This window comes from Sphingomonas sp. (assembly GCF_035317925.1).
In the GTDB taxonomy this organism is placed as follows: Bacteria; Pseudomonadota; Alphaproteobacteria; order Sphingomonadales; family Sphingomonadaceae; genus Sphingomonas_I.
Genome location: NZ_DATHFV010000176.1, coordinates 1 through 22,438 on the forward strand (window position 1 = coordinate 1; position 22,438 = coordinate 22,438).

At 66.2% G+C, this 22,438-nt stretch carries 23 protein-coding genes and 1 tRNA gene; 10 read left to right on the forward strand and 14 right to left on the reverse strand.

Features of this window, described 5'->3' with window-relative positions:
- The 3 genes from VK533_RS13045 to VK533_RS13055 all read left to right on the forward strand — a co-directional run.
- Positions 1–341: DNA polymerase (locus VK533_RS13045; protein WP_324378326.1), on the forward strand; the 341-nt coding region annotated here is incomplete at its 5' end.
- The gene (locus tag VK533_RS13050; protein WP_324378328.1) at positions 338–1,885 is read left to right on the forward strand and encodes a lipopolysaccharide biosynthesis protein; all 1,548 of its coding nucleotides are present in this window, start codon (positions 338–340) and stop codon (positions 1,883–1,885) included. The genes VK533_RS13045 and VK533_RS13050, both read left to right, overlap by 4 nt.
- Positions 1,882–3,102, forward strand: coding sequence for an FAD-dependent monooxygenase (locus VK533_RS13055; RefSeq protein ID WP_324378330.1), 1,221 nt, complete (start codon positions 1,882–1,884; stop codon positions 3,100–3,102). Before VK533_RS13050 ends, VK533_RS13055 begins: the two co-directional genes overlap by 4 nt.
- A gap of 29 nt (positions 3,103–3,131) precedes the next feature.
- Here the strand turns inward: VK533_RS13055 and VK533_RS13060 are convergent, their stop codons facing one another.
- Positions 3,132–3,764 (reverse strand): LON peptidase substrate-binding domain-containing protein, encoded by a 633-nt coding sequence (locus VK533_RS13060; protein WP_324378332.1) that lies wholly within the window; start codon positions 3,762–3,764, stop codon positions 3,132–3,134.
- Positions 3,764–4,660 (reverse strand): tetratricopeptide repeat protein, encoded by an 897-nt coding sequence (locus VK533_RS13065; protein ID WP_324378334.1) that lies wholly within the window; start codon positions 4,658–4,660, stop codon positions 3,764–3,766. The genes VK533_RS13060 and VK533_RS13065 overlap by 1 nt, the downstream gene beginning before the upstream one ends.
- Before the next feature lie 155 nt (positions 4,661–4,815).
- Between VK533_RS13065 and VK533_RS13070 the strand changes: the two genes are divergently transcribed.
- From VK533_RS13070 to VK533_RS13080, 3 genes are all read left to right on the forward strand, one after another.
- Positions 4,816–4,890 (forward strand) — tRNA-Gly (locus tag VK533_RS13070).
- A 224-nt stretch (positions 4,891–5,114) separates the two neighbouring features.
- Positions 5,115–6,065 (forward strand): hypothetical protein, encoded by a 951-nt coding sequence (locus tag VK533_RS13075; RefSeq protein WP_324378335.1) that lies wholly within the window; start codon positions 5,115–5,117, stop codon positions 6,063–6,065.
- Positions 6,066–6,224: 159 nt separating this feature from the next.
- Positions 6,225–8,216 (forward strand): putative bifunctional diguanylate cyclase/phosphodiesterase, encoded by a 1,992-nt coding sequence (locus VK533_RS13080; RefSeq protein WP_324378337.1) that lies wholly within the window; start codon positions 6,225–6,227, stop codon positions 8,214–8,216.
- 106 nt (positions 8,217–8,322) lie between these two features.
- On the opposite strand, the gene VK533_RS13085 is transcribed toward VK533_RS13080, so the two are convergent.
- Positions 8,323–8,859: a hypothetical protein gene (locus VK533_RS13085; protein ID WP_324378339.1), complete on the reverse strand. Its 537-nt coding sequence runs from the start codon at positions 8,857–8,859 to the stop codon at positions 8,323–8,325.
- Between the two features lie 149 nt (positions 8,860–9,008).
- Here VK533_RS13085 and VK533_RS13090 point away from each other — a divergent pair, with 149 nt between their 5' ends.
- Positions 9,009–9,206, forward strand: a complete 198-nt coding sequence (locus VK533_RS13090) for a hypothetical protein (RefSeq protein WP_324378341.1) — start codon at positions 9,009–9,011, stop codon at positions 9,204–9,206.
- A 168-nt stretch (positions 9,207–9,374) separates the two neighbouring features.
- Here VK533_RS13090 and VK533_RS13095 read toward each other — a convergent pair whose 3' ends face one another.
- The 3 genes from VK533_RS13095 to VK533_RS13105 form a co-directional block, all read right to left on the reverse strand.
- Positions 9,375–10,718, reverse strand: coding sequence for an FAD/NAD(P)-binding protein (locus VK533_RS13095; RefSeq protein WP_324378381.1), 1,344 nt, complete (start codon positions 10,716–10,718; stop codon positions 9,375–9,377).
- 119 nt (positions 10,719–10,837) lie between these two features.
- Entirely contained in the window at positions 10,838–11,035 is a 198-nt protein-coding gene (locus VK533_RS13100; protein ID WP_324378343.1) for a KTSC domain-containing protein, read from the reverse strand.
- A gap of 34 nt (positions 11,036–11,069) precedes the next feature.
- Entirely contained in the window at positions 11,070–12,779 is a 1,710-nt protein-coding gene (locus tag VK533_RS13105; RefSeq protein WP_324378345.1) for a class I poly(R)-hydroxyalkanoic acid synthase, read from the reverse strand.
- A 182-nt stretch (positions 12,780–12,961) separates the two neighbouring features.
- Here VK533_RS13105 and VK533_RS13110 point away from each other — a divergent pair, with 182 nt between their 5' ends.
- Together VK533_RS13110 and VK533_RS13115 are read left to right on the forward strand one after the other, a co-directional pair.
- Entirely contained in the window at positions 12,962–14,167 is a 1,206-nt protein-coding gene (locus VK533_RS13110) for an LL-diaminopimelate aminotransferase (protein WP_324378347.1), read from the forward strand.
- Complete coding sequence (locus VK533_RS13115; protein ID WP_324378349.1) at positions 14,167–14,643, forward strand: DUF2721 domain-containing protein; 477 nt, start codon at positions 14,167–14,169, stop codon at positions 14,641–14,643. Before VK533_RS13110 ends, VK533_RS13115 begins: the two co-directional genes overlap by 1 nt.
- Positions 14,644–14,714: 71 nt before the next feature.
- On the opposite strand, the gene VK533_RS13120 is transcribed toward VK533_RS13115, so the two are convergent.
- The 6 genes from VK533_RS13120 to VK533_RS13145 all read right to left on the reverse strand — a co-directional run bounded on the left by VK533_RS13120 (position 14,715) and on the right by VK533_RS13145 (position 18,079).
- Positions 14,715–15,374 carry a PEPxxWA-CTERM sorting domain-containing protein gene (locus VK533_RS13120; RefSeq protein WP_324378351.1) on the reverse strand — a complete coding sequence of 220 codons (660 nt, stop codon included), beginning with the start codon at positions 15,372–15,374 and terminating at the stop codon, positions 14,715–14,717.
- A 358-nt stretch (positions 15,375–15,732) separates the two neighbouring features.
- Positions 15,733–16,029 carry a DUF3175 domain-containing protein gene (locus VK533_RS13125; RefSeq protein WP_324378353.1) on the reverse strand — a complete coding sequence of 99 codons (297 nt, stop codon included), beginning with the start codon at positions 16,027–16,029 and terminating at the stop codon, positions 15,733–15,735.
- A 3-nt stretch (positions 16,030–16,032) separates the two neighbouring features.
- Positions 16,033–16,179, reverse strand: a complete 147-nt coding sequence (locus tag VK533_RS13130; protein WP_324378355.1) for a hypothetical protein — start codon at positions 16,177–16,179, stop codon at positions 16,033–16,035.
- A 69-nt stretch (positions 16,180–16,248) separates the two neighbouring features.
- Positions 16,249–16,740, reverse strand: a complete 492-nt coding sequence (locus VK533_RS13135; protein WP_324378357.1) for a hypothetical protein — start codon at positions 16,738–16,740, stop codon at positions 16,249–16,251.
- The gene (gene thyA, locus VK533_RS13140) at positions 16,737–17,657 is read right to left on the reverse strand and encodes a thymidylate synthase (protein WP_324378359.1); all 921 of its coding nucleotides are present in this window, start codon (positions 17,655–17,657) and stop codon (positions 16,737–16,739) included. Before thyA ends, VK533_RS13135 begins: the two co-directional genes overlap by 4 nt.
- A 134-nt stretch (positions 17,658–17,791) precedes the next feature.
- Complete coding sequence (locus VK533_RS13145) at positions 17,792–18,079, reverse strand: chorismate mutase (RefSeq protein WP_324378361.1); 288 nt, start codon at positions 18,077–18,079, stop codon at positions 17,792–17,794.
- Positions 18,080–18,180: 101 nt separating this feature from the next.
- Between VK533_RS13145 and VK533_RS13150 the strand changes: the two genes are divergently transcribed.
- Positions 18,181–19,194 carry a polyprenyl synthetase family protein gene (locus tag VK533_RS13150; protein ID WP_324378363.1) on the forward strand — a complete coding sequence of 338 codons (1,014 nt, stop codon included), beginning with the start codon at positions 18,181–18,183 and terminating at the stop codon, positions 19,192–19,194.
- A 6-nt stretch (positions 19,195–19,200) separates the two neighbouring features.
- Here the strand turns inward: VK533_RS13150 and VK533_RS13155 are convergent, their stop codons facing one another.
- Both VK533_RS13155 and VK533_RS13160 read right to left on the reverse strand, forming a co-directional pair.
- A complete protein-coding gene (locus VK533_RS13155) occupies positions 19,201–21,690 on the reverse strand; it encodes an ABC transporter permease (protein ID WP_324378365.1) in 2,490 nt (829 codons plus the stop codon).
- On the reverse strand, positions 21,687–22,415 hold the full coding sequence (locus tag VK533_RS13160) for an ABC transporter ATP-binding protein (protein ID WP_324378367.1): 729 nt from the start codon (positions 22,413–22,415) through the stop codon (positions 21,687–21,689). The genes VK533_RS13155 and VK533_RS13160 overlap by 4 nt, the downstream gene beginning before the upstream one ends.
- Between the last annotated feature and the right edge of the window lie 23 nt (positions 22,416–22,438).

Below are 22,438 nucleotides of genomic sequence, written 5' to 3' on the forward strand. Positions count from 1 at the left end.
GCAAGACGCATCTGCCGGGGATCAAGGGCAAGACCGTCGGCGAGCGTCAGAGCGCCGAGCGCCAGGCGATCAACGCGCCGATCCAGGGCACCAGCGCCGACATCATCAAGCGCGCGATGGTCCGCATGGGCCCGGCGCTCGATGATGCGGGTTTGGGCCATGTGCGCATGCTGCTCCAGGTCCATGACGAACTCGTGTTCGAATTGCCCGAGGGCGATGTCACCGCCGCCAAACCGGTGATCGAACGCGTCATGGCCGAGGCCGCGATGCCGCACGTCGAATTGTCGGTCCCGCTCGGGATCGAGATCGGCACCGGTCACAGCTGGGGCGACGCGCATTGAGCGACACGGCCGCGCTCAAGGCAACCGGCCCTGGCGATATCGAAGCGCTCGCGAAGGGTGGGCGTACCAATTTCTTCGGCTTCCTGCTGCGGCTGGCGGCACGCTTGCCGTTCCTGTTCATCGCCGGCCGCTGGTATGGCGCCGATGCGCTCGGGCGCTTCGCTTATGCGACGATCATCGTCGAATTCGCGGGACAGCTCGCGACGATGGGATTGAAGCGCGGGCTCGCGCAGCAATTGTCGACCACCAAGCGCGATCATACCGCCGTCGTGTGGGACGGGATGCTGGTCGGCTGGCTCGGCTCGCTGGTCGCGGCGGTGGTGCTGATGCTGGTCCCGGAACTGATGTTCCCCAACAGCGAGATCAACCAGCGCGATTATCTGCTGCCGCTGACCATCTTCGGCTGGGCGGGATCGGATATCGCGCTCGCGGCGCTCGCCTATCGCGGCGATATCGGCGCCACGGTCAAGGCGCGATCGCTGGTCGAGCCGTGGGCGATCAGCATCGCCGCCTTCGCTTTGTCCTGGTATTCGCTGCGCGACGGCCTGATCCTGTCCTACGCGATTTCGGCGGTGGCGGCTTTGGTCGCCTCGCTGGTGCCTTTGCTCAAGACCTATGGCCGGCCACGCGGCTGGCGGCCCGAGCCGATCCAGTTGTCGCGTACCGCAATCCGCAACTCGCCGCTCGCGGGCGCGGACGCGATCGAATGGGGTTCTCGCCGGCTCGATATCGCGATGCTCGGCCTGTTCTTCTCGCCGACCATCGTCGGCATTTATTATGTCGCGCAGCAGGTCGCGAGCTTGCCGCAGAAATTGAAGACCAGCTTCGATCCGATCCTGGGCCCGGTCATCACCCAGAATTTGGCGGAGGATAACAGGCAGGCGGTCGCCAAGCAGGTGCGCCAGGTCGGCTTCTGGATCATCGCCGCGCAGATCGGCATCGCGCTCGCCTTGTCGATCCCCGGCAAGGCGGTGATGGGCCTGGTCGGGCCGACCTTCGTCGGCGGCACCGGGGCGCTGGCGGTTTTGCTCGCGGCCGAGGCGATCGCCGCCACCGCCGTGGTGAGCGAGGCGGCTTTGATCTACCTCGCGCCGTGGCGCAATCTCGCCATCTCGGTCGCGATGATCGTCTTGCAGGCTTTGCTCTCGGTCGTGTTCGTCTATCTGCTGCGCGCCGCGTTGCCGGCCTTCGCCAATGCCGGCTGGGTCACGCCCCGGCCCGACCCCAGGGATGACGTCATCGCCGCCGCCGGCCCCGCGATTGCGCTGATGATCGCACTCGGCCTCGCCGCGGTCGCCAAGGCGTGGCTCTTGCGCAGCCTGCTCGGCGCGCGCGTCAACGGCTGGCGCTGGTCCTTGATCTGGGCGGCTTTGGTCGCCGGGTTGGTCGGCTGGACGGTGACGCGGTTGCCGCACAGCTTCGAATGGTTCGAGCTGGTGGTCGGCGTGCCTCTGATCCTCGGCACGTTCGGCGCGATCATCTGGTATAAAGGCTTCAACCAGGACGATCGGGCGCTTTTCCGCAAGAATGAGGTTTCGGCATGAGCGAGCAGGCGGATGTCATCATCCTCGGCGGCGGGCTGGTCGGGCTGACGCTCGCGCTCGCGCTCGACGCGCATGGTCTGTCGAGCGTGGTGATCGATCCGGCCGAACCGGCGGGCGTGCTCGCCAAGGGCTTTGACGGCCGCGCCTCGGCGGTGGCGAGCGCGAGTCATGCCATGCTGGACGCGATCGGCGTGGCCAAACGCCTGGCGGGGCAGGGCTGCCCGATCGCCTCGATCCAGGTGAGCGATGGCCTCGCGCCGCGTACCCTGGCATTCGATGCCGACCCTGAGTCCGGCCCGCTCGGGATCATGTACGAGAACCGGCTGTTGCGCCGGACCTTGCACGAAGCGGCGGCGGAGGCGGCCAATATCCGTCTGCTGATGCCGGCCAAACCAGCCTCGGTCGAGCGCGATGGTGCGTCGGCGCGCGTCACGCTCGCCGATGGCCGCAGCTTCGCCGCGCCGTTGCTGGTGGGGGCGGAGGGGCGCAATTCGCCGACGCGCGCGGCGGCGGGCATCAATGTCGCGCGGTGGAGCTACGATCACACCGCGATCATCGCCACGCTCGGCCACGAACGGCCGCACGAGGGCATCGCGCACGAAATCTTCTATCCGAGCGGTCCGTTTGCCTTGCTGCCGATGCTGGACGATGAGGAAGGGCCACGCTCGGCGATCGTGTGGACGGTGGAAGCCGAGCATGGTCCCGCGATGCTGGGTCTGCCCGACCGCGCCTTCCTCGCCGAAGCCGAGAAGCGGATGGGCGGGATGCTCGGCGCGTTGCGCTCGGCCAGCGCGCGCTCATCCTACCCGCTCGGCTTCCACCACACCGCGCGCATCACCGACACGCGGCTGGCGTTGGTCGGCGACGCTGCGCACGGCATCCATCCGATCGCGGGACAGGGGCTCAATCTCGGCTTCCGCGACGTCGCCGCTCTGGCGGAGGTTCTGGTCGAAGGCGCGCGGCTGGGGCTGGATCTGGGCGATGCGCAATTGCTCGCCCGCTACGAACGCTGGCGCGCGCTCGACAGCTTCCTGGTCGCTGCCACGACCGACGGGCTGACGCGCCTGTTCGGGCTGCCCGGCAAGGCCCCGCGCGCGATCCGCCGCTTCGGGCTCGACATGGTATCGCGCATTCCCCCGCTCCAACGCCGCTTCATGGCCGAGGCGAGGGGCGAGACAGGGAAGCTGCCGAAATTGCTGCAGGGGTTGGAGGTCTGAAGCCCCTCCCGCAAGCGGGAGGGGCGATTCTATTGCAGCGTGACATCGCCATCGTCGCCGGCGGCCGAGAAGCGCAGCAATTCGGCGAGCAGGTCGGCGCGTATCTCCAGCGTCTCCGCCTCGAGCAACGCCTGCTTGGAGGCGATGTCGAACGGGATCGCCTGGCTCAGCCCGTTGACCAGAGCCTGGTCGTCGAGCCGGCTCACTTCCTCCCAATCGATCGCATAGCCCTGCGCTTCGGCGAAGCGCTTGGCTTCCTGCTCGATGCTCGCCCGCGCGACGTTCGACAGGATCAGTTCGGCGTCGAGATCGCCGTCATAACCCGCATAATCGGCGTCGATCTGGCGGAACGGCGTCGCGACATCCAGCTCGCGCCGCAGGCGGAAGCGGGTGAGGCCTTCGAGCAGGACGTTGAAGCGGCCGTCGGGCAAGGCCTCGACATGGTCGATCTTGCCGACGCAGCCGACCTCGAACAAAGCCGGGTGCTCCTCGCCTTCGCCCGGCAAGGGCTGGATCATCGCGATCCTGCGATCGCGCGCGAGCGCGTCGCTCACCAGCGCCTTGTAGCGCGTCTCGAAGATATGCAGCGGCAAATAGGATCGCGGCAGCAGCAGCGCGCCGCCGAGCGGAAAGATCGAAAGCCGTGTGCCGGTCTTGATCATCAGCCGAACAGGATCGCCGAAAGCCGTCGGCGCTGCGCCGAAACCCAGGCGTCTTCCAGCCCCGTTGCTTCGAACAAGGTGAGCAGCCGCTTGCGCGCCGCGCCCTCATTCCATTCGCGGTCGCGCTCGATCGAGCCGAGCAGCAGATCGGCCGCACCATCGCGGTCGCCCGTCGCCATCAGCCCGCCGGCGAGTTCGTAACGTGCGTCCTGATCGTCGGGAGCGGCGCCGACCTTCGCGCGAAGGCCGCTCAGATCGTCGACCGGCGCCGCTTCGTCCGCGAGCGCCAAGGCGGCCCTGGCACGCGCGATTCCGGCGTCCTTGGCCTTGTCCTCGGGCACGGTGTCCAACAGCGCCTGGGCCGCGTCCTTTTGCCCGGCGGCGAGCAAGGCGCGGGCATGGCCGGCGATCACCTGCAAATCCTCGGGCGCCATTTCGGCCAATTGCGCGAAGATCGAGACCGCGCGCTCGGCATCGCCTTGCTCGAGCACTTCCTCGGCCATCGCGATCAGGGGTGCGATATCCTGGTGCAGCGCGCCCTCAGCGCTCTGGATCGGCAATTGCTGCAAAATCTGGTCGAGCGTCTGGGTGAGCTGACTCTCGGTGCGATACTGGGTCAGATCGGCAACGAGCTGGCCCTGGAACACGGCATAGACGGTCGGGATCGACTGCACGCGGAACTGGGCCGCGACCAGTTTCTGCTCGTCGACGTTGATCTTGGCGAGCTTGACGCCCTTGCCGGCATAAGCGGCGGCGACCTTTTCGAGTGTCGGCGACAATGCCTTGCACGGCCCGCACCATTCGGCCCAGAAATCGAGGATGACGAGCGCATCCATCGACGGCTCGATCACGTCACGCTTGAACGCCTCGATTTCCTCGCGCTCAGCCGCGCTCATCCCCAACGTCGCCAAAGTCCGTGTCTCCGATTGATGCTGGGGCCTATGTGGTTTGCCGCAACACGCAAACAAGTCACTACAGGGGGTTGCGGCCCTGTCCAACCTTCGCTAACAGCCGCGCCTCACCCCCGGGGGCCTTTCCCCGGACACGCCGAGCGGGCGTAGCTCAGGGGTAGAGCACGACCTTGCCAAGGTCGGGGTCGAGGGTTCGAATCCCTTCGCCCGCTCCAGCTTTCCAGTCGATCGAGGCAGAGCCTCTCGATTGGCGGTGTCGAACCCTCGAGTCTTTGTCTGCGCTCCGGGCAACAGCCCTCCGCTGTGGTTCGAATCCCGTCGTCCGCTCCAGCGTTTCATGTCGATCGAGGTGCAACCTCTCGACCGGTGGCGTCGAACCCTCTGCGCACCTTTTCGCCATCGCATGTTTCTGCTTACGGTCCGTCATTGGAGAATAGGCATGCGGATCTTCGCTCTTGCGGCCCTCGCCGCAGCTTTCGCCGGCACCGGATCGGCGCATACCGCGCCTGAAAACTACCTCTATGTCAGCGCCGACGAGTTCGATGCCGCCAAGCCCTTGCTGCGGCGAAGCGACATGGACGGCATCCAGGTCCTGTTTAGCTGGAGCGCGCTCGAGCCCGAGAAAGACCGATATGATTTCGCGGAGGTCGAGCGCGACCTCGCTTTCGCGCAGAGCCTGCACAAGCAACTCTTCATCCAGCTCCAGGACCGCACCTTCGCCGACCAATGGAAGCCGGTTGCGCCCTATCTCCAGCGTGACCCGGCCTATGACGGCGGCGTTGCGCACAAGGAGGAAGGCCCCGGCTGGATTGCGATGCAATGGAATCCGGCGGTGCGCGACCGCTTCCAGCACCTGCTGAAGGCGTTGGCCGCGCGGTTCGACGGGCGGATTCGCGGGATCAACTTTCCCGAGACCGCCGCCGACCTGAAGGGCAACAGCACCAGCCACGGCTTCACCTGCGACACCTATTTCGCGGCTGAGCTCGACAACGCAGCTTATGCCAAATCGGTATTCCGGAAGAGCGCGGTCGTGCTCTACGCAAATTTCTGGCCGTGCGAATGGGCCAATAGCCGCCATTATATGCAGCGCACGTTCGATTTCGCGGTGGCGCACCATATCGGCCTCGGCGGCCCGGATGTGCTGCCGTTCCAAAAGCCGCAGATGAACAATAGCTACGGCTTCCTGCATAGCCACAAGGGCAAGCTCGCCCTGGTGGCGATGGCGGTGCAGGAACCCGACCTCGATTATGTCGACCCGCGAACCGGCAAGGTCGCGACCCGGCAGGACCAGGCGGATTTCGCTGCCGATTATCTTGGTGCGGACATCATCTTCTGGGCGACGTCCGCGCCCTGGCTGCAAACGGTGGAGGCGTCCCGCACGGGACGATAAGGGCGTTCAGGCTTTCGATCGAGGTTCTGCCTCCCCGCCGATGGCGTCGAACCCCGCGCATGCGCCCATGGTTTATGGCTTGTTAACCTTTCTTTGCCAAACGTTACCCAGGCCCTGTGGGCCGTTTCTATCCAGTGTAGCGTAACGGGGCAGTGTCTTGTGACAGCCGAGTTGGCCAAGGAGCGTGCGGACGCGATCCTGATCGAGCAGTTCCGCGCGCTGCGGCGCCAGATCCCGTTCATGTATGCGCTGATGATGGTCAACGCGGCCTTCCTTAGTTTCGCGACGTACGGCACCCTATCCCCATGGCTCAATGCGGGCGTTCCAGGCGTCCTGACAATTGCCGCGATCGGGCGCACCATCGTGTGGCTGCGCCGCCGCCACGACGAGCCGGCGCCCGAAGCGATCCGATCCTATCTCGCCGGCACGCTAAGGGCTGCGCTCGTGCTCAGCATCGCTTTTGGCGGCTGGGGGCTGGTGCTGTTCGAGCAGGCAGACCTGGTCCGCCGCACCTGCATCGCGCTCTATATCTTCATTGGGGTGGTGAGTTGCTCTTACTGCCTGCAATCCCTGCCCGGCGCGGGCCGGCTGGTCGTCCTGGGCGGCGCGCTTCCGGTAACGATACAGCTGCTCCTTTCGAACAGCTGGTTCCTGTGCGGCCTCGGCATGGACCTGGTGTTCATCGCCATCCTGCTGATGCGGATGCTGGCGAACAACCACAAGGGCTTCCTGGAGGTGCTTGGTTCGCGTGCGGACATGGTCGCGGAACAGGCGCGCGCGCGCAACGCCGAGCAGCGGGCGCACCGGTTGGCCTATCACGATCCTCTGACCGGATTGCCCAACCGCCGTGCGCTCGAGGAAAGGCTCGATTCCGCGCTATCCCGTGACAAGCTCGATCCCGCGCTTTCGCGCGACGGGGGCGAACCCTGCGGCGGCCTGCTGATCGTCGACCTCGACCGCTTCAAGGCGATCAATGACGTACATGGTCATCCCGCGGGCGATCAATTGCTGCGCGAGGTCGCGGTCCGGCTGGCCGCCTGCATCGGTGCGCATGGCGAAACCTATCGTCTGGGTGGCGACGAATTCGCGATCGTGCTGCGCCTGCCGGCCGGCAATCGCGATCTGGCGCCCAAGCTCGCGCGTAGCATCGTCAAGGCGATCAGCGAGCCGTTCAACGTCGAGGACCTGATCCATTATATCGGCGCGAGCGTCGGCATCGCGCTCTTCCCGCATGACGGACGCGATCGTCAGACGCTGATGCGCCGTGCCGATGTCGCGCTCTACAAGGCCAAGGAGCTGGGCCGCAGCCAATATTGCGCGTTCGAGCCGACCATGGACGCCGAAATTCGCCACCGGCTCGAGCTGGAAGGCGAGTTGCGCGAGGATATTCGCACGGCGCGCTTTCATCCCCATTACCAGCCGATCGTGGACCTCGCGACCGGGCAGGTGACGGGTTTCGAGCTGCTCGCGCGCTGGGCGCGGCACAAAGGGGACGAGGTCGGCCCCGATCAGTTCATTCCGATTGCCGAGGAATGCGGGCTGATGACCGAATTGACGTTGGTCCTGCTCGAGCAGGCCTGCATCGATGCGCGCGATTGGGACCCGGCGCTCACGCTCGCGATCAATATCTCGCCCGTCCAGTTCAACGATCGCGCGCTTGCCGATCGCCTGCTCGACGTGCTGCAACGGCTCGATTTCCCGCCGGAACGGCTGGAGGTCGAGCTGACCGAGGATGCGCTGATCGTCGACGAGGCCAGCGCGCGCAGCACGGTGGAAGCGCTCAAGCGCCGCGGCATCCGTGTCGCGCTCGACGATTTCGGTACCGGCTATTCGTCGATCCAGCATCTGCGGATGATCCGCATCGACAAGATCAAGATCGACCGCTCGTTCGTGCATGCGATGGCGCGCGACCCGGAATCGACAAAGTTCATCCGGGCGATCGTCAGCCTGGCAACCAGTCTGGATCTCTCCGTCACGGCTGAGGGGATTGAGGACGCGGACGCGGCGGCGCTGCTGCAGGCGATGGGCTGCAGTCAGGGTCAAGGCTATCTATTTGGCCGGCCGATGCCGAAGAAGGAAATCGATTTGCTGCTGTCCGTGGTGCCCGGTGTTCCGGCGCGGCACCTGCACAGGGCCGCTGAGGCGGCCTGATCCTGCTGCCCATCGGACGCCCGACCCATATGGGGCGACAAAGCCTGTCCAGCACGGCGCCGGGGCGCAAACCCCGGTGCCGTGTCGGACGGCGCCCGGATCGGCTCTAGTGCTTGGTGTCGGTCGTCGGCTTGGGCGCCGGCTTCGATCGCGGCTTTGCCGCCGGCTTCCGTTTTGCCGCGGCAGGCTTGGCCGTGGCCGGCTTCGCCGTGACACGCTTCGCCGTCGTACGCTTGGCGGCGGGTTTCGCGGCAGCGGCCTTGGCGGGCGCGGGCTTGCGCGCGGCGGGCTTGGCGGCGGCGGGTTTCGCTTCCGCCGCGGGCTTCTTTTCCGCCGGCTTGAGCAGCGCGCTGACGAAGGCGTTGATCCCCTGCGAAATCATGTTGCCGATTTCCTGGCCCTGCGCGATCAGCGCGCTGAGCTCGCTGTTCGGCTTCCTGGCCTCGGCCGCCGCATTCTTGTCGGTGATCTTGCGTTTGGCGAGCGCGGCCGCGCCGGCGACCAAAGCGGCCGAAACCACTTCGCGCGCGATCGGATTCTGGGCGATGTCCGCCACCACGCCTGCCGACTTGCGCAACTGCTTGGGCAGTTTCACCCCGCCGACCTTTTTCGGCAGCTTGGGCGTCTTGTCCTTTTTCGCCATCTCGCGGTCTCCATCGCTCGCACTTTGATACCGTTTCGGCCTCGCCGAGCCCGCTGGCAAGGGGAACGAATATCCCAGCATCAGTATAGGGATTGCGGCGCGCCGGACCGGTGGCTATTCTCCGCCTGTTTTAACAGGAGGGAAATCCTATGAAGAAGCTTATTGTCCTGCCGCTTATCGCCATCACCGCGCTCGGCCTGTCCGCCTGCTCGAAGACCGAGACGACCGAAAACGTCACCGTCAACGACACCAGCGTGAACGCGACCGACCTCAACGTGACCGACAATGCCGCCGATGCGACGTTGGACAACAGCAGCAACGCGTCCGAAGCGCTGACCAACGGCTGATCCGGCGCGGCTGAAGCGCAGCTATCGGCCGCCCAAGCAGCTTTTGCATTTCCTATTCGATAAGTAGGAAATATAGACAGGGTTCACGCCAAGATTTGACTCCCTGGCGTATCCTGAGGCCCGGTGGCTTATGCCGCCGGGCCTTTTTCTTGTTCAGCGCGTCACGCCCTAAAGCCCTTCGCCGCCCACCCAATGGGCGTTGGACAGCTTGCGCGCGACCGCCCAGGTCTGGCGGCGGATATCGGGCACCGCGACGATCTCCCAGAAGGTGCCGCGCGTCATCGGCCCGAGCGCGAGCAAGGTCGGATGCGCCTCGCCGTCCGCGCCGATCGTCTCCGATTGCTGGGTCACATCGATGCCGATCCGCAGCGGATCAGGCCGAATCAGCCCGCGCTCCAGCAGGCGGCACAGCAAAGGTTCGGTGGTGCGCAGCAGATCGCCCTGCGGACCGCTTGCATTGATGATCCGGCGCACGTCGAGCGTCGTGATCGCGTCCTGGCCACGCGGGCGGTAGCGGATGCGTGCGCCCTTCTCGCGGCCGGTGACGTCGGTCAGCTTGCCAGCAACGATCTCCAGCCGTCCGGCATCGCGCATCGCGGCGATCTTGTCCGCGACCTTGGGCGCGATGCGGTGGCGATGGACGTCCCACCAGGCGCGCAGATGGCGCAGGAAGCGGCGGCGCTCAGTCAGATCGGCCGCGGCCCACAGGCCTTCGGTATAAGGGCGGAGTTCGTCGACCGCCGAGCGCCAGCCGACTTCGCAAGAGCGGGCGCGGACGTCGCGCAACAGGCCAACCGCTTCGGTCGGCGGGCGCATGTCGCGCGTGGACGGCTCGACCGCCGCATGCGCGCGCGGACTGAGCCCGCGCCGCGACAGAGCGACGATCTTGCCTTCGAAACCGCGCGCATCGAGCAGCAAGGCGATATCGACCATGGTGAGGCCGCTGCCGATCACCAGCACTGCATCGTCGGCGCGCAGGCCTTTGGCGACGTCGCTGCTCCAAGGTTCGGGCGCGAAAGCGCCAGGCGGAAGCGCATCGGCGTCGATCCCGCCGGGGATATGCGGCGGCAGATTGCCGGGGGCGAGGATCACCGCGTCGGCGGCGATGATCGTCCCGTCGGCGAGCGCGATCCGCCAGCCTTCGCCGTCGGGCATCACGTCGATCGCTTCGCCCTGCAATATGTTCAGCCGCTCCGGCGCGGCGGTGCGGGCCTCCTCGAGCAATTCGGCGAGATAGTCGCCGTAGACGAGCCGGGGCGCGAAGCTGCCCGCCAGTTCAGGGTGGCGGCGCTCGAGCCAGCGTTCGAAATGGCCGGGATCCTGCGGCAGCGCGCTCATATTGCCGGCGCGGACGTTGAGCAGATGGTCGGGATGCGCGGCCGAATAGGCGACGCCGCGCGCGGTTTCGGTGCGCCGCTCGATCAGGGTCGCGCGCGGACCCTGATGGCGCAGCAGGTTGATTGCCTGCAGCGCGCCGGAAAAGCCGCCGCCGATGATTGCGACATGCTCGATCGCCAAATTGGAAAGCTCCGTCGGTTGGACCGCCCGATTAGGCGGTCGCGTGGCAGAGCGCTATCCTTGATGCCGCATTTTCCGAGTCGTCCGGTGATTCCACCGGACTAGAAAATGCTCTAGCGCAGCCGTTCGAACGGATAATGATCGCGGATCGTTTCGTTGAAATATTCGCCCTTGGAGAAAGCCTTGCGGAAGTCGCTGGCGACGTCCGCCGGCACGCCGAGATAGGCGTAGCGCCGGCCGGTGACGAAGGTCACCGCGAGTTTGTGCTCGGCAGGGTCGTAGTCGAACGCGCGGATGACGGACGAGGGCATGACGGTAAAACGCCCGTCGCCCGCCAGGGTGCCGTCAGCGCGTCACCACGTAGCGTCCCGGCGCATCCTCGATCGCCTTGAGCTTGCCCTTGCCGGGGATGCGCGCGCCCTTGGCGGGGACATTGCCGCCGACGCGTTCGCCGATCCAGCCGAGCCAGTCCGGCCACCAGCTGCCCTGATGCTCGGTCGCGCCCGCGACGAACGCGTCGAGCGTTTCGGCGACGGCATCGTTGGTCCAATATTGATATTTGGCCGCCGCGGGCGGGTTGACCACACCCGCAATATGGCCCGATCCGGCGAGCACGAACTTGAGCGGGCCCGAGAAATGGTGGGTCAGCTTCCACACGCTTTCGGGCGGGGCGATATGATCCTCGCGGCCGGCCTGGACGTAGGAGGGGGTCTCGATCGTCTTGAGATCGATGGCCGTGCCGTCGACCGTCATTTCGCCTTTCACCAATTTATTATCGCGGTAGAAATCGGCGAGATAGGCGCGGTGCCAGTTGGCGGGCAAATTGGTGACGTCGCTGTTCCAGTGGAGCAGGTCGAACGGCTTGTAGGGATCGGCCAGCAGGTAGTTGTTGACGACATAATTCCAGATCAGGTCGCGCCCGCGCAGCAGGTTGAAGGTCGCGCCCATATAGCGGCCGTCGAGAAAGCCCTCGGTCGCGAGACTTTCGATCATGGAGAGCTGCGCGTCGTCGACGAACAGGCCGAGATCGCCCGCCTGGCTGAAGTCGACCTGGGCGGTGAAGAAGGTCGCGGTCGCGACCTTGTCGGCCTCGCCCTGGGCGGCGAGCCAGGCGAGCAGCATCGAGAGGGCGGTGCCCGCCACGCAATAGCCGACGACATGCACGCTCGGCACGTCGAGCAGGCCGCGCACCGTATCGATCGCGTCGCGCTCCCCGCGCAGGACATAATCGTCCATCGTTGTGCCTGCCATGCTCGCATCGGCCGACTTCCATGAGACGATGAATACCGACAGGCCCTGATCGACCGCCCATTTGACGAAGCTTTTCTCAGGCGAGAGGTCGAGAATGTAGAAGCGGTTGATCCAGGGCGGGAAGATGATCAGCGGCGTCGCCTGCACGTCGGGCGTGGACGGCGCATAATGGATCAGTTGGTAGAGCGGCGTTTCGTGGATCACCTTGCCCGGCGTCATCGCGATCGTCTTGCCGATCTCGAACGCATTCTCGCCGACATGGCGGATCTGGCCCGCGCTCATGTCCGCCATCATCCGTTCGAGCCCGGTCAGAAGGTTCTGCCCACGCGTCTCGAAGATGCGGTCGAGCACCTGCGGATTGGTGAGCGCGAAATTGGCGGGGCTCATCGCCTCGACGAAGCTTTGCGTCGCGAAGCGCAATTGCTCCTTCATCTTGGGATCGATGCCTTCGAGCGCATCGACGCTCCGCAGCAGCTGATCCGCGACCGTCACATAGGATTGGCGGATCATGTCGAACAGCGGCTCTTCCCAGCGCGCACCGCGGAAACGGCGGTCGCCGGCGGCCTTGTCGCTGCCGCCCGTCGGCAGCATCGCCTGCCATTGCGCCATCGCGTCCTTCCACCAGGCGCTCTGCTGTTCGGCGAGTTTCTGGGGATCGAACGAGCCCTTGGCCATCAGCTCGGTGGCGTCGTCGACCATCTTGAGCGCGGCCGACGCGCCATGCTCCATCAGCATCTGCTGCATCCGGCCGGCAACGCCGGTCCAGTGCGCCATTTCATCGAGCAAGTTTTGATTGTCGGCCATCATGTCCTCTAGACCTTGAGTAGAGCCTGATTCACGCCATTCGCGAAAGCGCAAAGCGCTTTCACCAACGACGATCAGGCTCTGGGTGCCATTAACGGGCAAAGCCGGTATAGGTGGCCACGTCTTGCTAGATGGGCGATCCGCGCTCTGTGGCAAAGGCTTGTTTTCAACCCGAGGACGAGATGACCGAGGATTTCTACCGCATCCGCCGTTTGCCCCCTTACGTGTTCGCCGAAGTGAACGCGATGAAGGCGGCGGCGCGCGCGGCGGGCGAGGACATCATCGATCTCGGCATGGGCAACCCGGACGGTGCGCCGGCGCAGCACGTCATCGACAAATTGTGCGAGGTCGCGCGCGATCCCAACGCGCATGGTTATTCGGCTTCGTCGGGCATCAAAGGCCTGAAGAAGGCGCAGGCGGCCTATTACGCGCGCCGCTTCGGGGTCGAGGTGGATCCCGACAAGGAAGTGGTCGTGACGCTGGGCTCGAAGGAGGGCCTCGCCAACCTCGCCCAGGCGATCACCGCGCCGGGCGACGTCGTGCTCGCGCCCAACCCGTCCTACCCGATCCACACGTTCGGCTTCATCATCGCGGGCGCCGCGATCCGGTCGATTCCGGCTGCACCCGGCCCCGATTTCTTCGAGCGGCTGAAATACGCGATGGCCTATACCGTGCCGAAGCCGTCGGTGCTGGTGATCGGCTATCCGTCGAACCCGACCGCTTATGTCGCCGACCTCGCTTTCTACGAGCAGGTGGTGGCGTTCGCGAAAGAGCATAAGCTGTGGGTGCTGAGCGACCTCGCTTATGCGGAGATCTATTTCGGCGACACGCCGACGCCTTCCATCCTGCAGGTGCCGGGCGCGATGGACGTCGCGATCGAATTCACCTCGATGTCGAAGACCTATTCGATGGCGGGCTGGCGGATCGGTTTCGCGGTCGGCAACCGTACGCTCATCTCAGCGCTGACGCGGGTGAAGTCGTATCTCGATTATGGTGCCTTCACGCCGATCCAGGCGGCGGCGGTCGCCGCGCTGAACGGCCCGCAGGATATCGTCGAAGCCAATCGCAAGCTCTACAAGAGCCGCCGCGACGTGCTGGAAGAAAGCTTCGGCCGGGCTGGGTGGGACATTCCCTCGCCCGAAGCGTCGATGTTCTGCTGGGCGCCGATCCCGCCCGCGCTCAAGCATCTCGGTGCGCTCGAATTCTCGAAGCAATTGCTGACGCACGCGCAGGTCGCGGTCGCGCCCGGTGTCGGCTTCGGCGAGGAAGGCGAGGGCTATGTCCGCATCGCCCTGGTCGAGAACGAGCATCGCATCCGCCAGGCGGCGCGCAACATTAAGCGCTATCTCGCGAGCATGGGGGTCAATGCCGCCAAGGCGGCAAGCTGATGCACGGCGCGCTCGACGACATCTTTCAGGTATCGAGCCTTTCGGGGCTGGCGCACACGATCCAGCTGGCGCTGGCCCCGGCCTTCCTGCTGAGCGCGATGGGGATCATCCTCAACATGCTCACCGGACGGCTGGCGCGCGTGGTGGATCGCGCGCGGATGATCGAAGCCGACTTCACGCCGCGCGATCACCCCAATCACGTGCATCAGGTGACCGAATTGCGCCTGCTCGACCGGCGCATGACGATCATGAACAATTCGATCTTCCTCGCGACGGCGAGCGCGGTGGTTTTGTGCACGGTGGTGGTGGTGATGTTCGTGGCGGAGCTGATCGGCTTCGGCTTCGCGCGCACGCTCGCATCCCTGTTCGCGCTGTCGCTGCTGCTGCTGATCGCGAGCCTGGTGATGTTCCTGGTCGAGGTCCGCGTCGCGGTGCGCGCGATCCGGATCAGGGACGAGCTGCTCGAACGCTCCTAGACCTTTTGAAGAGAGCCTGATTCACGTCATCAGCGGAAGCGCGCGGCGCTTCCACCGATAACGATCAGGCTCTAGCCGGCGCGCTGCAGGCGCACCCGCCGGGCCCCGCGAAGCGCCGCGCCGACCAGACCGAATCCGCCGAGCATCAACGCCCAGCTTGCCGGTTCCGGCACGGCGGGCGTCGGCGTGATTTCCTGGGTATGGCCGACGACCTGGAAAGCGTTGGAAGACGAGTTTTCGGACGGCGTAAGATCGCCGGGAGGGCTCCAGGGCATATAGGCGGCGGACGAACCGGTTCCGATGTCCCAATAGATCCAGCCACCGCTGCTCACCGGCGAAGCCAGGGTCAAATAATAAGTGCCTGCCGTCAGGGGCAGATCGGCGACCGAGAAGCTGTAGGTCTGTATCTCCCAGCCAAACCATGTGGAGCCGACCGTGCCGCCGCTGGTGACGGACGTCGTGGCGTGCGCGAAATCGAGCGTGGACGATATGCCCCATTCGACGCTGGCGACCGCATTGCCGGGCAAGGTCACAATCGAGAAATCGATCTCGGTTACTGTGGCGTCCGCGTCGAGCGTGAAGCTGTCGGCAACCCATTGACCATCGTCGATCCCGATGGCGTCACCGCTGCCGGTGGGCCCGCCATTGCTGTACAGCACGGCTGCGGGCAGGCTCCCCGCAAGCAAAATTGCCGCAGTTGCGCCCAATAGCGCCTTGTATCCCGACTTCATGGAATGCATCCCCCCAAAGGATTTCGGACGCCGCCCTAGCACGTTTCGGGCTCGTAACATACGCAAAACAGGCGTGGATTGGATCGGCCCTTACCAGAGCGGAAACGCGCCCAAAACGGAAGAAGGGCCGCCGGGTTACCCCAGCGACCCTTCCAACATGGGTCAGCGGCCAGATCAATCGGCCCGGGAGACCCCGGTGTTCCTAACCGAAGCTAGCAACACGTCTCCCGAACGGACAGAACCGACCCCCAAGCTGAACCATGAGACATCGGTCACCTCCTTTCGCTAAATTGAAGAGCAAGGCGAATGTGATTCATCCGGCGCATACTAACAAGACTTGAAATCAAATATTTTTACGTCAGGATGCTTTGCTTCGTGTCGGAGCCTTGCCGAACATTTCCCGCAACTCATCCTTGGCCCGCTCCAGAATTTTCTTCTGGGGCGCCTCCAGCCCGTGGCCGGCGCGGTTGATGTAGAAGGTCAGCATCGACATCGCCGACTGGAAGGCAGTGCCCTTGCGGCGCTTGCTATGCTCGGCCGAATGTTTGAGCGACGCGGCGATCGCCTTCGGATCGTCGAGCGTGAACACATCGCGATCGAGATCGAGCGCGTTCGAATGCGCGGTCACATCCTGCGACCAGTGGCGGATGGCCACTGGTTAGTGCCGCTTGAAATATTGAACGTCGCGCTCGTGCTTCTGCGCGGCTTCCCTGCTGTCGAACGTGCCGAGATTCCTGCGCTTCCCGTCATCGCCCTTCTTGCGCGAATAAAGCCGATATTCCCCGGACTTGAGCTTGCGGATCATCGCCGCCTCCTGACGCTACAGACCGCCAGAAAACGGACGAGCGCGGCAGAGGTTTCTCAGTTGGGCGCGTTAGCTACGGCAATCCTCGATCACGCGGCCGGGTTCAGCCCAGGCTGGGATGTCGATTTCGGCGAGGCCGGGGGCGCTGATCGAGAAGCGGCCGCGGCTGAAGGCGATCTGGTCGAGTGCGGGGTCGGCCGGCGCGAACGATATCTGGCTGCGGCCGTCGGCGCCCGCCTGCGCCGGCCAGTCGCGCTGGGCGTAGGAGGTGCGGATCGTCAGCGACGGCAACGCGCCCGCGACCGACAGCACGACGAGGCGGCGGCCATAATCGCACGTCATCGTCAGCAAGGGCGGGGCGCCGTCGGGGCCGTAGGTGGCGGTACGATCGGCATAATGCCACGCGCCCGGCGTGTAGGGCTTGTCGCGCCAGTCGGTCGGCGTGACGGGCTTGGGCGGGACCACCACCGCCGGGGGCGGCGGCGCGACCGGCTTGGGCGGCGGAGCGGGGGTGGAACAGGCTGCGGCGATCAGCGGCAGTGCGAGAACGAGGCGCTTCATACCGCGACGGGCGCGGCGATGTGCGCCTGGGGCGCGTAGTCGCTGACCTCGATATCCTCGATTGTGTAGTCGAAGATGCTGGGCGGTTTGCGCAGCAGGCGCAGCTTTGGTTCGCCCTCGGGCGTGCGCGCGAGTTGCTCATCCACCAGATGCTGGTGGTTGAGATAGACGTGGACGTCGCCGCCGCTCCAGATCAGTTCGCCCGGCTCGAGATCGCATTGCTGCGCCAGCATCGCGATCAGCAGGCTCGCCGAGAAGACGTTGAAGGCGAAGCCGAGCCCGAGATCGCACGAGCGCTGCCACAGCATGCCCGACAGCTTCCCGTCCGAGACATGATATTGGTAGGTCATGTGGCAGGGCGGAAGCGACATCCCCTCCAGCTCGGCGACGTTCCAGCCGGTGAAGATATGGCGCCGCGACGCGGGGTTGTTGCGCAGACTTTCGACCAGCAGCGCGATCTGGTTGATGCCGGGACCGGGCTTGTAGAGACCGGGTATGTCGGCCGCCTCGTAATTCGGCCAATCGACCCACTGCTTGCCATAGACCGGGCCGAGTTCGCCCCATTCGATCGCGAAGGAATCGTCAGCGAGGATGCGGGCTTCGAACGCGTCGCGGTCGATATCCTCGCCGGTCGCGCGGCGATATTTGTCGAGCGGCCAATCGGTCCAGATATGGACCTTGTCCGCGACCAGAGGCCGGATGTTGGTCGATCCGCTCAGGAACCAGAACAGCTCGCGCGCCGCCGTCTTCCACGCGACGCGCTTGGTGGTGAGCAGGGGGATGCGGTTGCCGGACAGATCGAATCGCATCTGCGCGCCGAACAGGCTGCGCGTGCCGACGCCGGTGCGGTCGCGCCGCTCGTCGCCCGTCTCCCAGACCCGTTTCAGCAGATCGAGATATTGCTGCTCATAGTGCATGCGTCGGGCTTAGCCCGATGATCGGGCCGAGCCAACCGGGCAAAACCCCCGTCATGCTGAACTTGTTTCAGCATCCATCGAGAGGCTGGCACCAAGCCGCGAAATGGACCCTGAAACAAGTTCAGGGTGACGATTCAGGCCTGATCGTCCCTTACGCGCTCATGGTGGCGGATCACCTCGTCGATCACGAAGCGCAGGAATTTTTCGGAGAAATCGGGGTCGAGATGCGCGGTCTGGGCGAGACCGCGCAGCCGGGCGATCTGTTCGGCCTCGCGCTTCGGGTCGGCGGGGGGCAGGCCTGCCTGCGCCTTGTAGCGGCCGACCGCCTGGGTGACCTTGAATCGCTCCGCCAGCAGGCAGATCAGCGCCATGTCGATATTGTCGATGCTCTGGCGATATTCGTCGAGCTGGGCGTCGGCCACGGCAGGATCTCCTTCGTTCCGTCGCCCTCATGCGGGCGGTCCGCCGCACGCGCAAGCCGTCCGCTTGCCTTTGTGCGCGGCAAAGGCCAAAGGCCCGGCCCATGGCCGCCACGGTTACGCCGCTTCACCGCACATCTGCGCCCTCGCTCGATCCGATGATCAAGCTGGTCGCGGCCGACATGAACCAGGTCAACAGCGTCATCCTCGCCCGCATGCAATCGGATGTGCCGCTGATTCCCGAACTCGCCGGTCACCTGATCGCGGGCGGCGGCAAGCGCATGCGGCCGATGCTGACTTTGGCCTGCGCGCGGCTGCTCGATTATCCCGGCAACCGCCACCACAAGCTCGCCGCCGCGGTCGAGTTCATCCACACCGCGACCCTGCTGCACGACGATGTGGTCGACGGATCGGGGCTGCGCCGCGGCCGCCGCACCGCCAACATCATCTGGGGCAATCCGGCGAGCGTGCTGGTCGGCGATTTCCTGTTCAGCCGCGCGTTCGAACTGATGGTCGAGGACGGCTCGCTGCGCGTGCTCAAGATATTGTCGGGCGCGAGCGCGGTAATCGCGGAAGGCGAGGTCAATCAATTGACCGCGCAGCGCCGGATCGAGACGAGCGAGGAGCGCTATCTCGACATTATCGGCGCCAAGACCGCCGCCTTGTTCGCCGCCGCCTGCCGCATCGCATCGGTCGTCGCCGAGCGCGACATGGCGGTCGAGGAGGCGCTCGACGCCTATGGCCGCTATCTCGGCATCGCCTTCCAATTGGTCGACGACGCGATCGATTATGCGTCGGATCAGGCGACGATGGGCAAGGATGCGGGCGACGATTTCCGCGACGGCAAGGTCACATTGCCGGTGATCCTGGCGCATGCGCGCGGCAACGACGTCGAGCGCCGCTTCTGGCGCGAGGCGATGGAGGGCCATCGCACCTCCGATGAGGATCTCGCCCACGCGACGTCGCTGCTGTCGAAGAGCGACGCGATCGCCGACACGCTCGAACGCGCCCGCCATTACGGCCAGCGCGCGATCGACGCGCTCGCCGGTGTGGGCAGCGGCCCGGCCAAGGCGGCTTTGATCGAAGCGGTCGAATTCGCTGTGGCGCGGGCTTACTAAGTCCCGTCAGTCTCCGCGCAGCGTCTCGGCGGGCCGGGCGGATAGCACGGGCAGGCTGCCCAGCATGCCAACCCCCAAAGTCATCGCGATCGATGCGGCCAGTGTTGCGGCCACGACCCGCATGTCAGGCGCCCACGGCAACGCCAGCACCTGCGTCACGACATACCAGCCGCCGACGCCACCTACGGTCAGGGCGACCCCCACCAGCAGTGCCGACAACAAGGCATATTCGATCGCCTGACCGGTCAGCACCTGCCGCCGGCTGCCGCCGAGCAGCTTGAGGATGGCGATATCGTAGCGGCGAGACTGGCCCGACGCGGTGACCGCGCCGATCAGCACGACGATCCCCGCGGCGACTGTCACGGTGGCGGCCGCGCGGATCGCGAGCGCGATCTGGCCGAGCAGGCTGCCGATCTGGCCGATGATGTCGCCGGTGCGGATCATCGAGACCGAGGGCAACGCATCGGCGACCGCGCGGGCGATGGCACCGTCGCGGTCGGGCGCGGCATAGACGCTGGCGAGCAGTCCATGCGGCGCTTCCTCGATATAGCCGGGCGAGAAGATGACTGCGAAGTTGAGGCCCATCGCGCCCCAATCGACCTTGCGCAATGCCGCGATCCGGGCGGGCACCTCAACCCCCAGAACCGAGACGGTGATCGTATCGCCGACCTTGAGGCCGAGCGTCTGTGCAGCCTTGTCTTCCAGCGAAACCAGCGGCGGCCCGCGATAGCCAGGCGGCCACCAGCGCCCGGCCACGACGATGTTGCGCGGCGGGACGGCGGCGGACCAGGTGACGTTGCGATCGCCCTTCAGGATCCAGGCGCCGTCGGGCAGATTTTTCATGTCGGCAACGCGCACGCCCTTCAGCGCGACGATCGCGCCCCGCAGCGACGGCGTCGTCTCGATCCGCGCGCCGGGGGCGGCGGCGGTGACGGCGTTGCGGAAGCGCGCCGCATCCTCCGGCTGGAGGTCGATCGCGAAGAAGCGTGGCGCCTTGGCCGGGGCCGCGCCCTTGATCTCGCTCGACAGGCTGGTGTCGATCACCGCCAGCGCCACGAACAGCGAGAAGCCGAGGCCGAGGGCGACGATCAGCCGGTCGGTCGCGGCACCGGGGCGATGGAGATTGGCGAGCGCGAGGCGGAACAGGGGGCGGCGCGGCTTGGGCAGGCGCGCCAGCGTCAGGCGGAGTGCCAGACCGATCAGCCACAGGCCCAGGATGAGCGCACCGGTCGCGCCGACGAAGCCGAGCGCGATCGTGCGGTCGGTGGCGGTGAGCACCGCCAGCGCCACCAGCGCCAGCACCAGAGCCGCCATACCCGCCAGCACCGCTGCCGACGGCCGCAAGGCTGGCGCGAGCGCATCGCGCAACAGGGTGGCGGCCGGCACCGAACGGGCGCGCGCCAGCGCGGGCAGGGCGAACAGCAAGGCGACCAGCAGACTGAGCCCGGCCGCTACCAGCAACGGCAGCGGATAGAGGTCGAGCCGGGGCGGTACCGGCAAGGCATTGCCCACCGCGGCCGTGACGATCGCAGGCAGCGCAGCGCCCAGCAGGAGCCCCGCGCCGATGCCGCCGCCCGCGACGAGGCCGAGCTGGATCAGGAACATCGCCGCGATCGTGCCCGAACGTGCGCCCAGCACCTTGAGCGTGGCGATGGTGCGCGTCTTGCGGGCGAGATAGGCGCTGACCCCGCTGCCAACGCCGACGCCGGCAATGGCAAGCGCGGCCAATCCAACCAGCAGCAGGAACTGGCCGAGCTGGGTGATGGTCCGCCGGAGCGTGTCGGTCGCGCCTTCGGGCGTGCGCATTGTCCAGCCCGCGCTCGGGAAACGGCGCACCAACCGATCGCCCAGCGCCTGCGCGTTGGCAGTGGGCGGCAGGAGCAGGCGATAGCGGCTTTCATACAGGCTGCCCGGCTGGACCAGCCCGGTCGCGTCGAGCCCCGCCATGTCGGTAAGTACGAGGGGACCCAGGCTGAAACCCTCGCCCAGCCGGTCGGGTTCGTTGGCGACGAGGCCGGTAACGGTCAGCCGCGCGGAGCCGACCCGGATCGCATCGCCGACCCGGATGCCGAGACGATCGGCGAGCGCGGGCGCGATCGCGGCTTGGAGCCCGCGCGGCTGCCGGCCACCGGACTGGAGCGCGAATTGCCCGGTCAGCGGCCACGCCGCATCGACCGCTTTCAGCGTCACGAGCGCGGGCGCGCCGCCCGTCGCCGGCTGCGCCATGGCGCGCATGCGGACGGTTTCGGAAACCCGGCCGACCTGGGCGAAGGCGGCGGACTCCTCCACCGTCGCCAGCCGCTGCGAGACGCGCATCTCAAGGTCGCCGCCCAGGCTGATGTGGCTTTGCGCGTCGAGCGCGCTGGTGATGCTGGCGGACAAGCTGCCGATACCGGCGAGCGCCGCGGTGCCGAGGAACAGGCACAAAGCGAGTAGCCACAGACCGCGGCCGCCCGCGCGCAGATCGCGCAGCGCCAGCCGCCAGGCCTGGTTCACGCGCGGCGCCGGTCGGACAGGATGCGGCCGTCGGCGAGCTCGATCACGCGGGCGCAGCGTTCGGCGAGCCTGGGATCGTGGGTGATGACGAACAAGGTGGCGCCGGCATCGGCGTGGCGCGCGAACAGGAGGTCCATGATCTCGGCGCCGGTCGCGGTGTCGAGATTGCCGGTGGGCTCGTCGGCGAACAGCAAAGCGGGGCGCGGCGCGATTGCCCGCGCGATCGCGACCCTCTGCTGCTCGCCGCCGGAAAGCTGGGCGGGATAATGGCGCAGGCGGTGCGCGAGGCCGACCGCGTTCAGTTCGGCTTCGGCGCGGGCGAAGGCGTTGGGCTCGCCGGCCAGTTCCAGCGGCACCGCGACATTTTCGAGCGCGGTCATGGTCGGCAGCAGATGGAAGGCCTGCAGCACGATGCCGATCCTTCCGCGCCGGGCGATGGCGAGGCGATCCTCATCGAGCGCCGCGAAATCCAGGCCGGCGACATGGATGCTCCCGCCGGTCGGCCGCTCCAGCCCGGCCAGCAAGGCCATCAGCGAGGATTTGCCCGAGCCGGACGGGCCGAGCAGGGCCACGCTCTCGCCCGCCGCAACAATAAGATCGACACCACGCAATATCTCGACCCGCGCCGGGGCGCGTCCGAGCGACAAGGTCAGATTGCGCGCCTGGATCAGGACGCTATCGCCATCCTGGAGTACGGGCGATGGCGGAGACGACGGTGATGGCATTGCTGGCGGGATATGGTGCGGCG

What these genes read in the sequence shown, in the direction of transcription:
- VK533_RS13090 (WP_324378341.1), top strand. Translation starts at nt 9,009, where the DNA reads ATGAAGAAGCTTATTGTCCTGCCGCTTATCGCCATCACCGCGCTCGGC.
- VK533_RS13100 (WP_324378343.1), bottom strand. Translation starts at nt 11,035, where the DNA reads ATGCCCTCGTCCGTCATCCGCGCGTTCGACTACGACCCTGCCGAGCAC.
- VK533_RS13055 (WP_324378330.1), top strand. Translation starts at nt 1,882, where the DNA reads ATGAGCGAGCAGGCGGATGTCATCATCCTCGGCGGCGGGCTGGTCGGG.
- thyA (WP_324378359.1), bottom strand. Translation starts at nt 17,657, where the DNA reads ATGCACTATGAGCAGCAATATCTCGATCTGCTGAAACGGGTCTGGGAG.
- VK533_RS13115 (WP_324378349.1), top strand. Translation starts at nt 14,167, where the DNA reads ATGCACGGCGCGCTCGACGACATCTTTCAGGTATCGAGCCTTTCGGGG.
- VK533_RS13105 (WP_324378345.1), bottom strand. Translation starts at nt 12,779, where the DNA reads ATGGCCGACAATCAAAACTTGCTCGATGAAATGGCGCACTGGACCGGC.
- VK533_RS13130 (WP_324378355.1), bottom strand. Translation starts at nt 16,179, where the DNA reads ATGATCCGCAAGCTCAAGTCCGGGGAATATCGGCTTTATTCGCGCAAG.
- VK533_RS13065 (WP_324378334.1), bottom strand. Translation starts at nt 4,660, where the DNA reads ATGAGCGCGGCTGAGCGCGAGGAAATCGAGGCGTTCAAGCGTGACGTG.
- VK533_RS13160 (WP_324378367.1), bottom strand. Translation starts at nt 22,415, where the DNA reads ATGCCATCACCGTCGTCTCCGCCATCGCCCGTACTCCAGGATGGCGAT.
- VK533_RS13135 (WP_324378357.1), bottom strand. Translation starts at nt 16,740, where the DNA reads ATGAAGCGCCTCGTTCTCGCACTGCCGCTGATCGCCGCAGCCTGTTCC.
- VK533_RS13110 (WP_324378347.1), top strand. Translation starts at nt 12,962, where the DNA reads ATGACCGAGGATTTCTACCGCATCCGCCGTTTGCCCCCTTACGTGTTC.
- VK533_RS13150 (WP_324378363.1), top strand. Translation starts at nt 18,181, where the DNA reads ATGGCCGCCACGGTTACGCCGCTTCACCGCACATCTGCGCCCTCGCTC.
- VK533_RS13120 (WP_324378351.1), bottom strand. Translation starts at nt 15,374, where the DNA reads ATGAAGTCGGGATACAAGGCGCTATTGGGCGCAACTGCGGCAATTTTG.
- VK533_RS13085 (WP_324378339.1), bottom strand. Translation starts at nt 8,859, where the DNA reads ATGGCGAAAAAGGACAAGACGCCCAAGCTGCCGAAAAAGGTCGGCGGG.
- VK533_RS13060 (WP_324378332.1), bottom strand. Translation starts at nt 3,764, where the DNA reads ATGATCAAGACCGGCACACGGCTTTCGATCTTTCCGCTCGGCGGCGCG.
- VK533_RS13075 (WP_324378335.1), top strand. Translation starts at nt 5,115, where the DNA reads ATGCGGATCTTCGCTCTTGCGGCCCTCGCCGCAGCTTTCGCCGGCACC.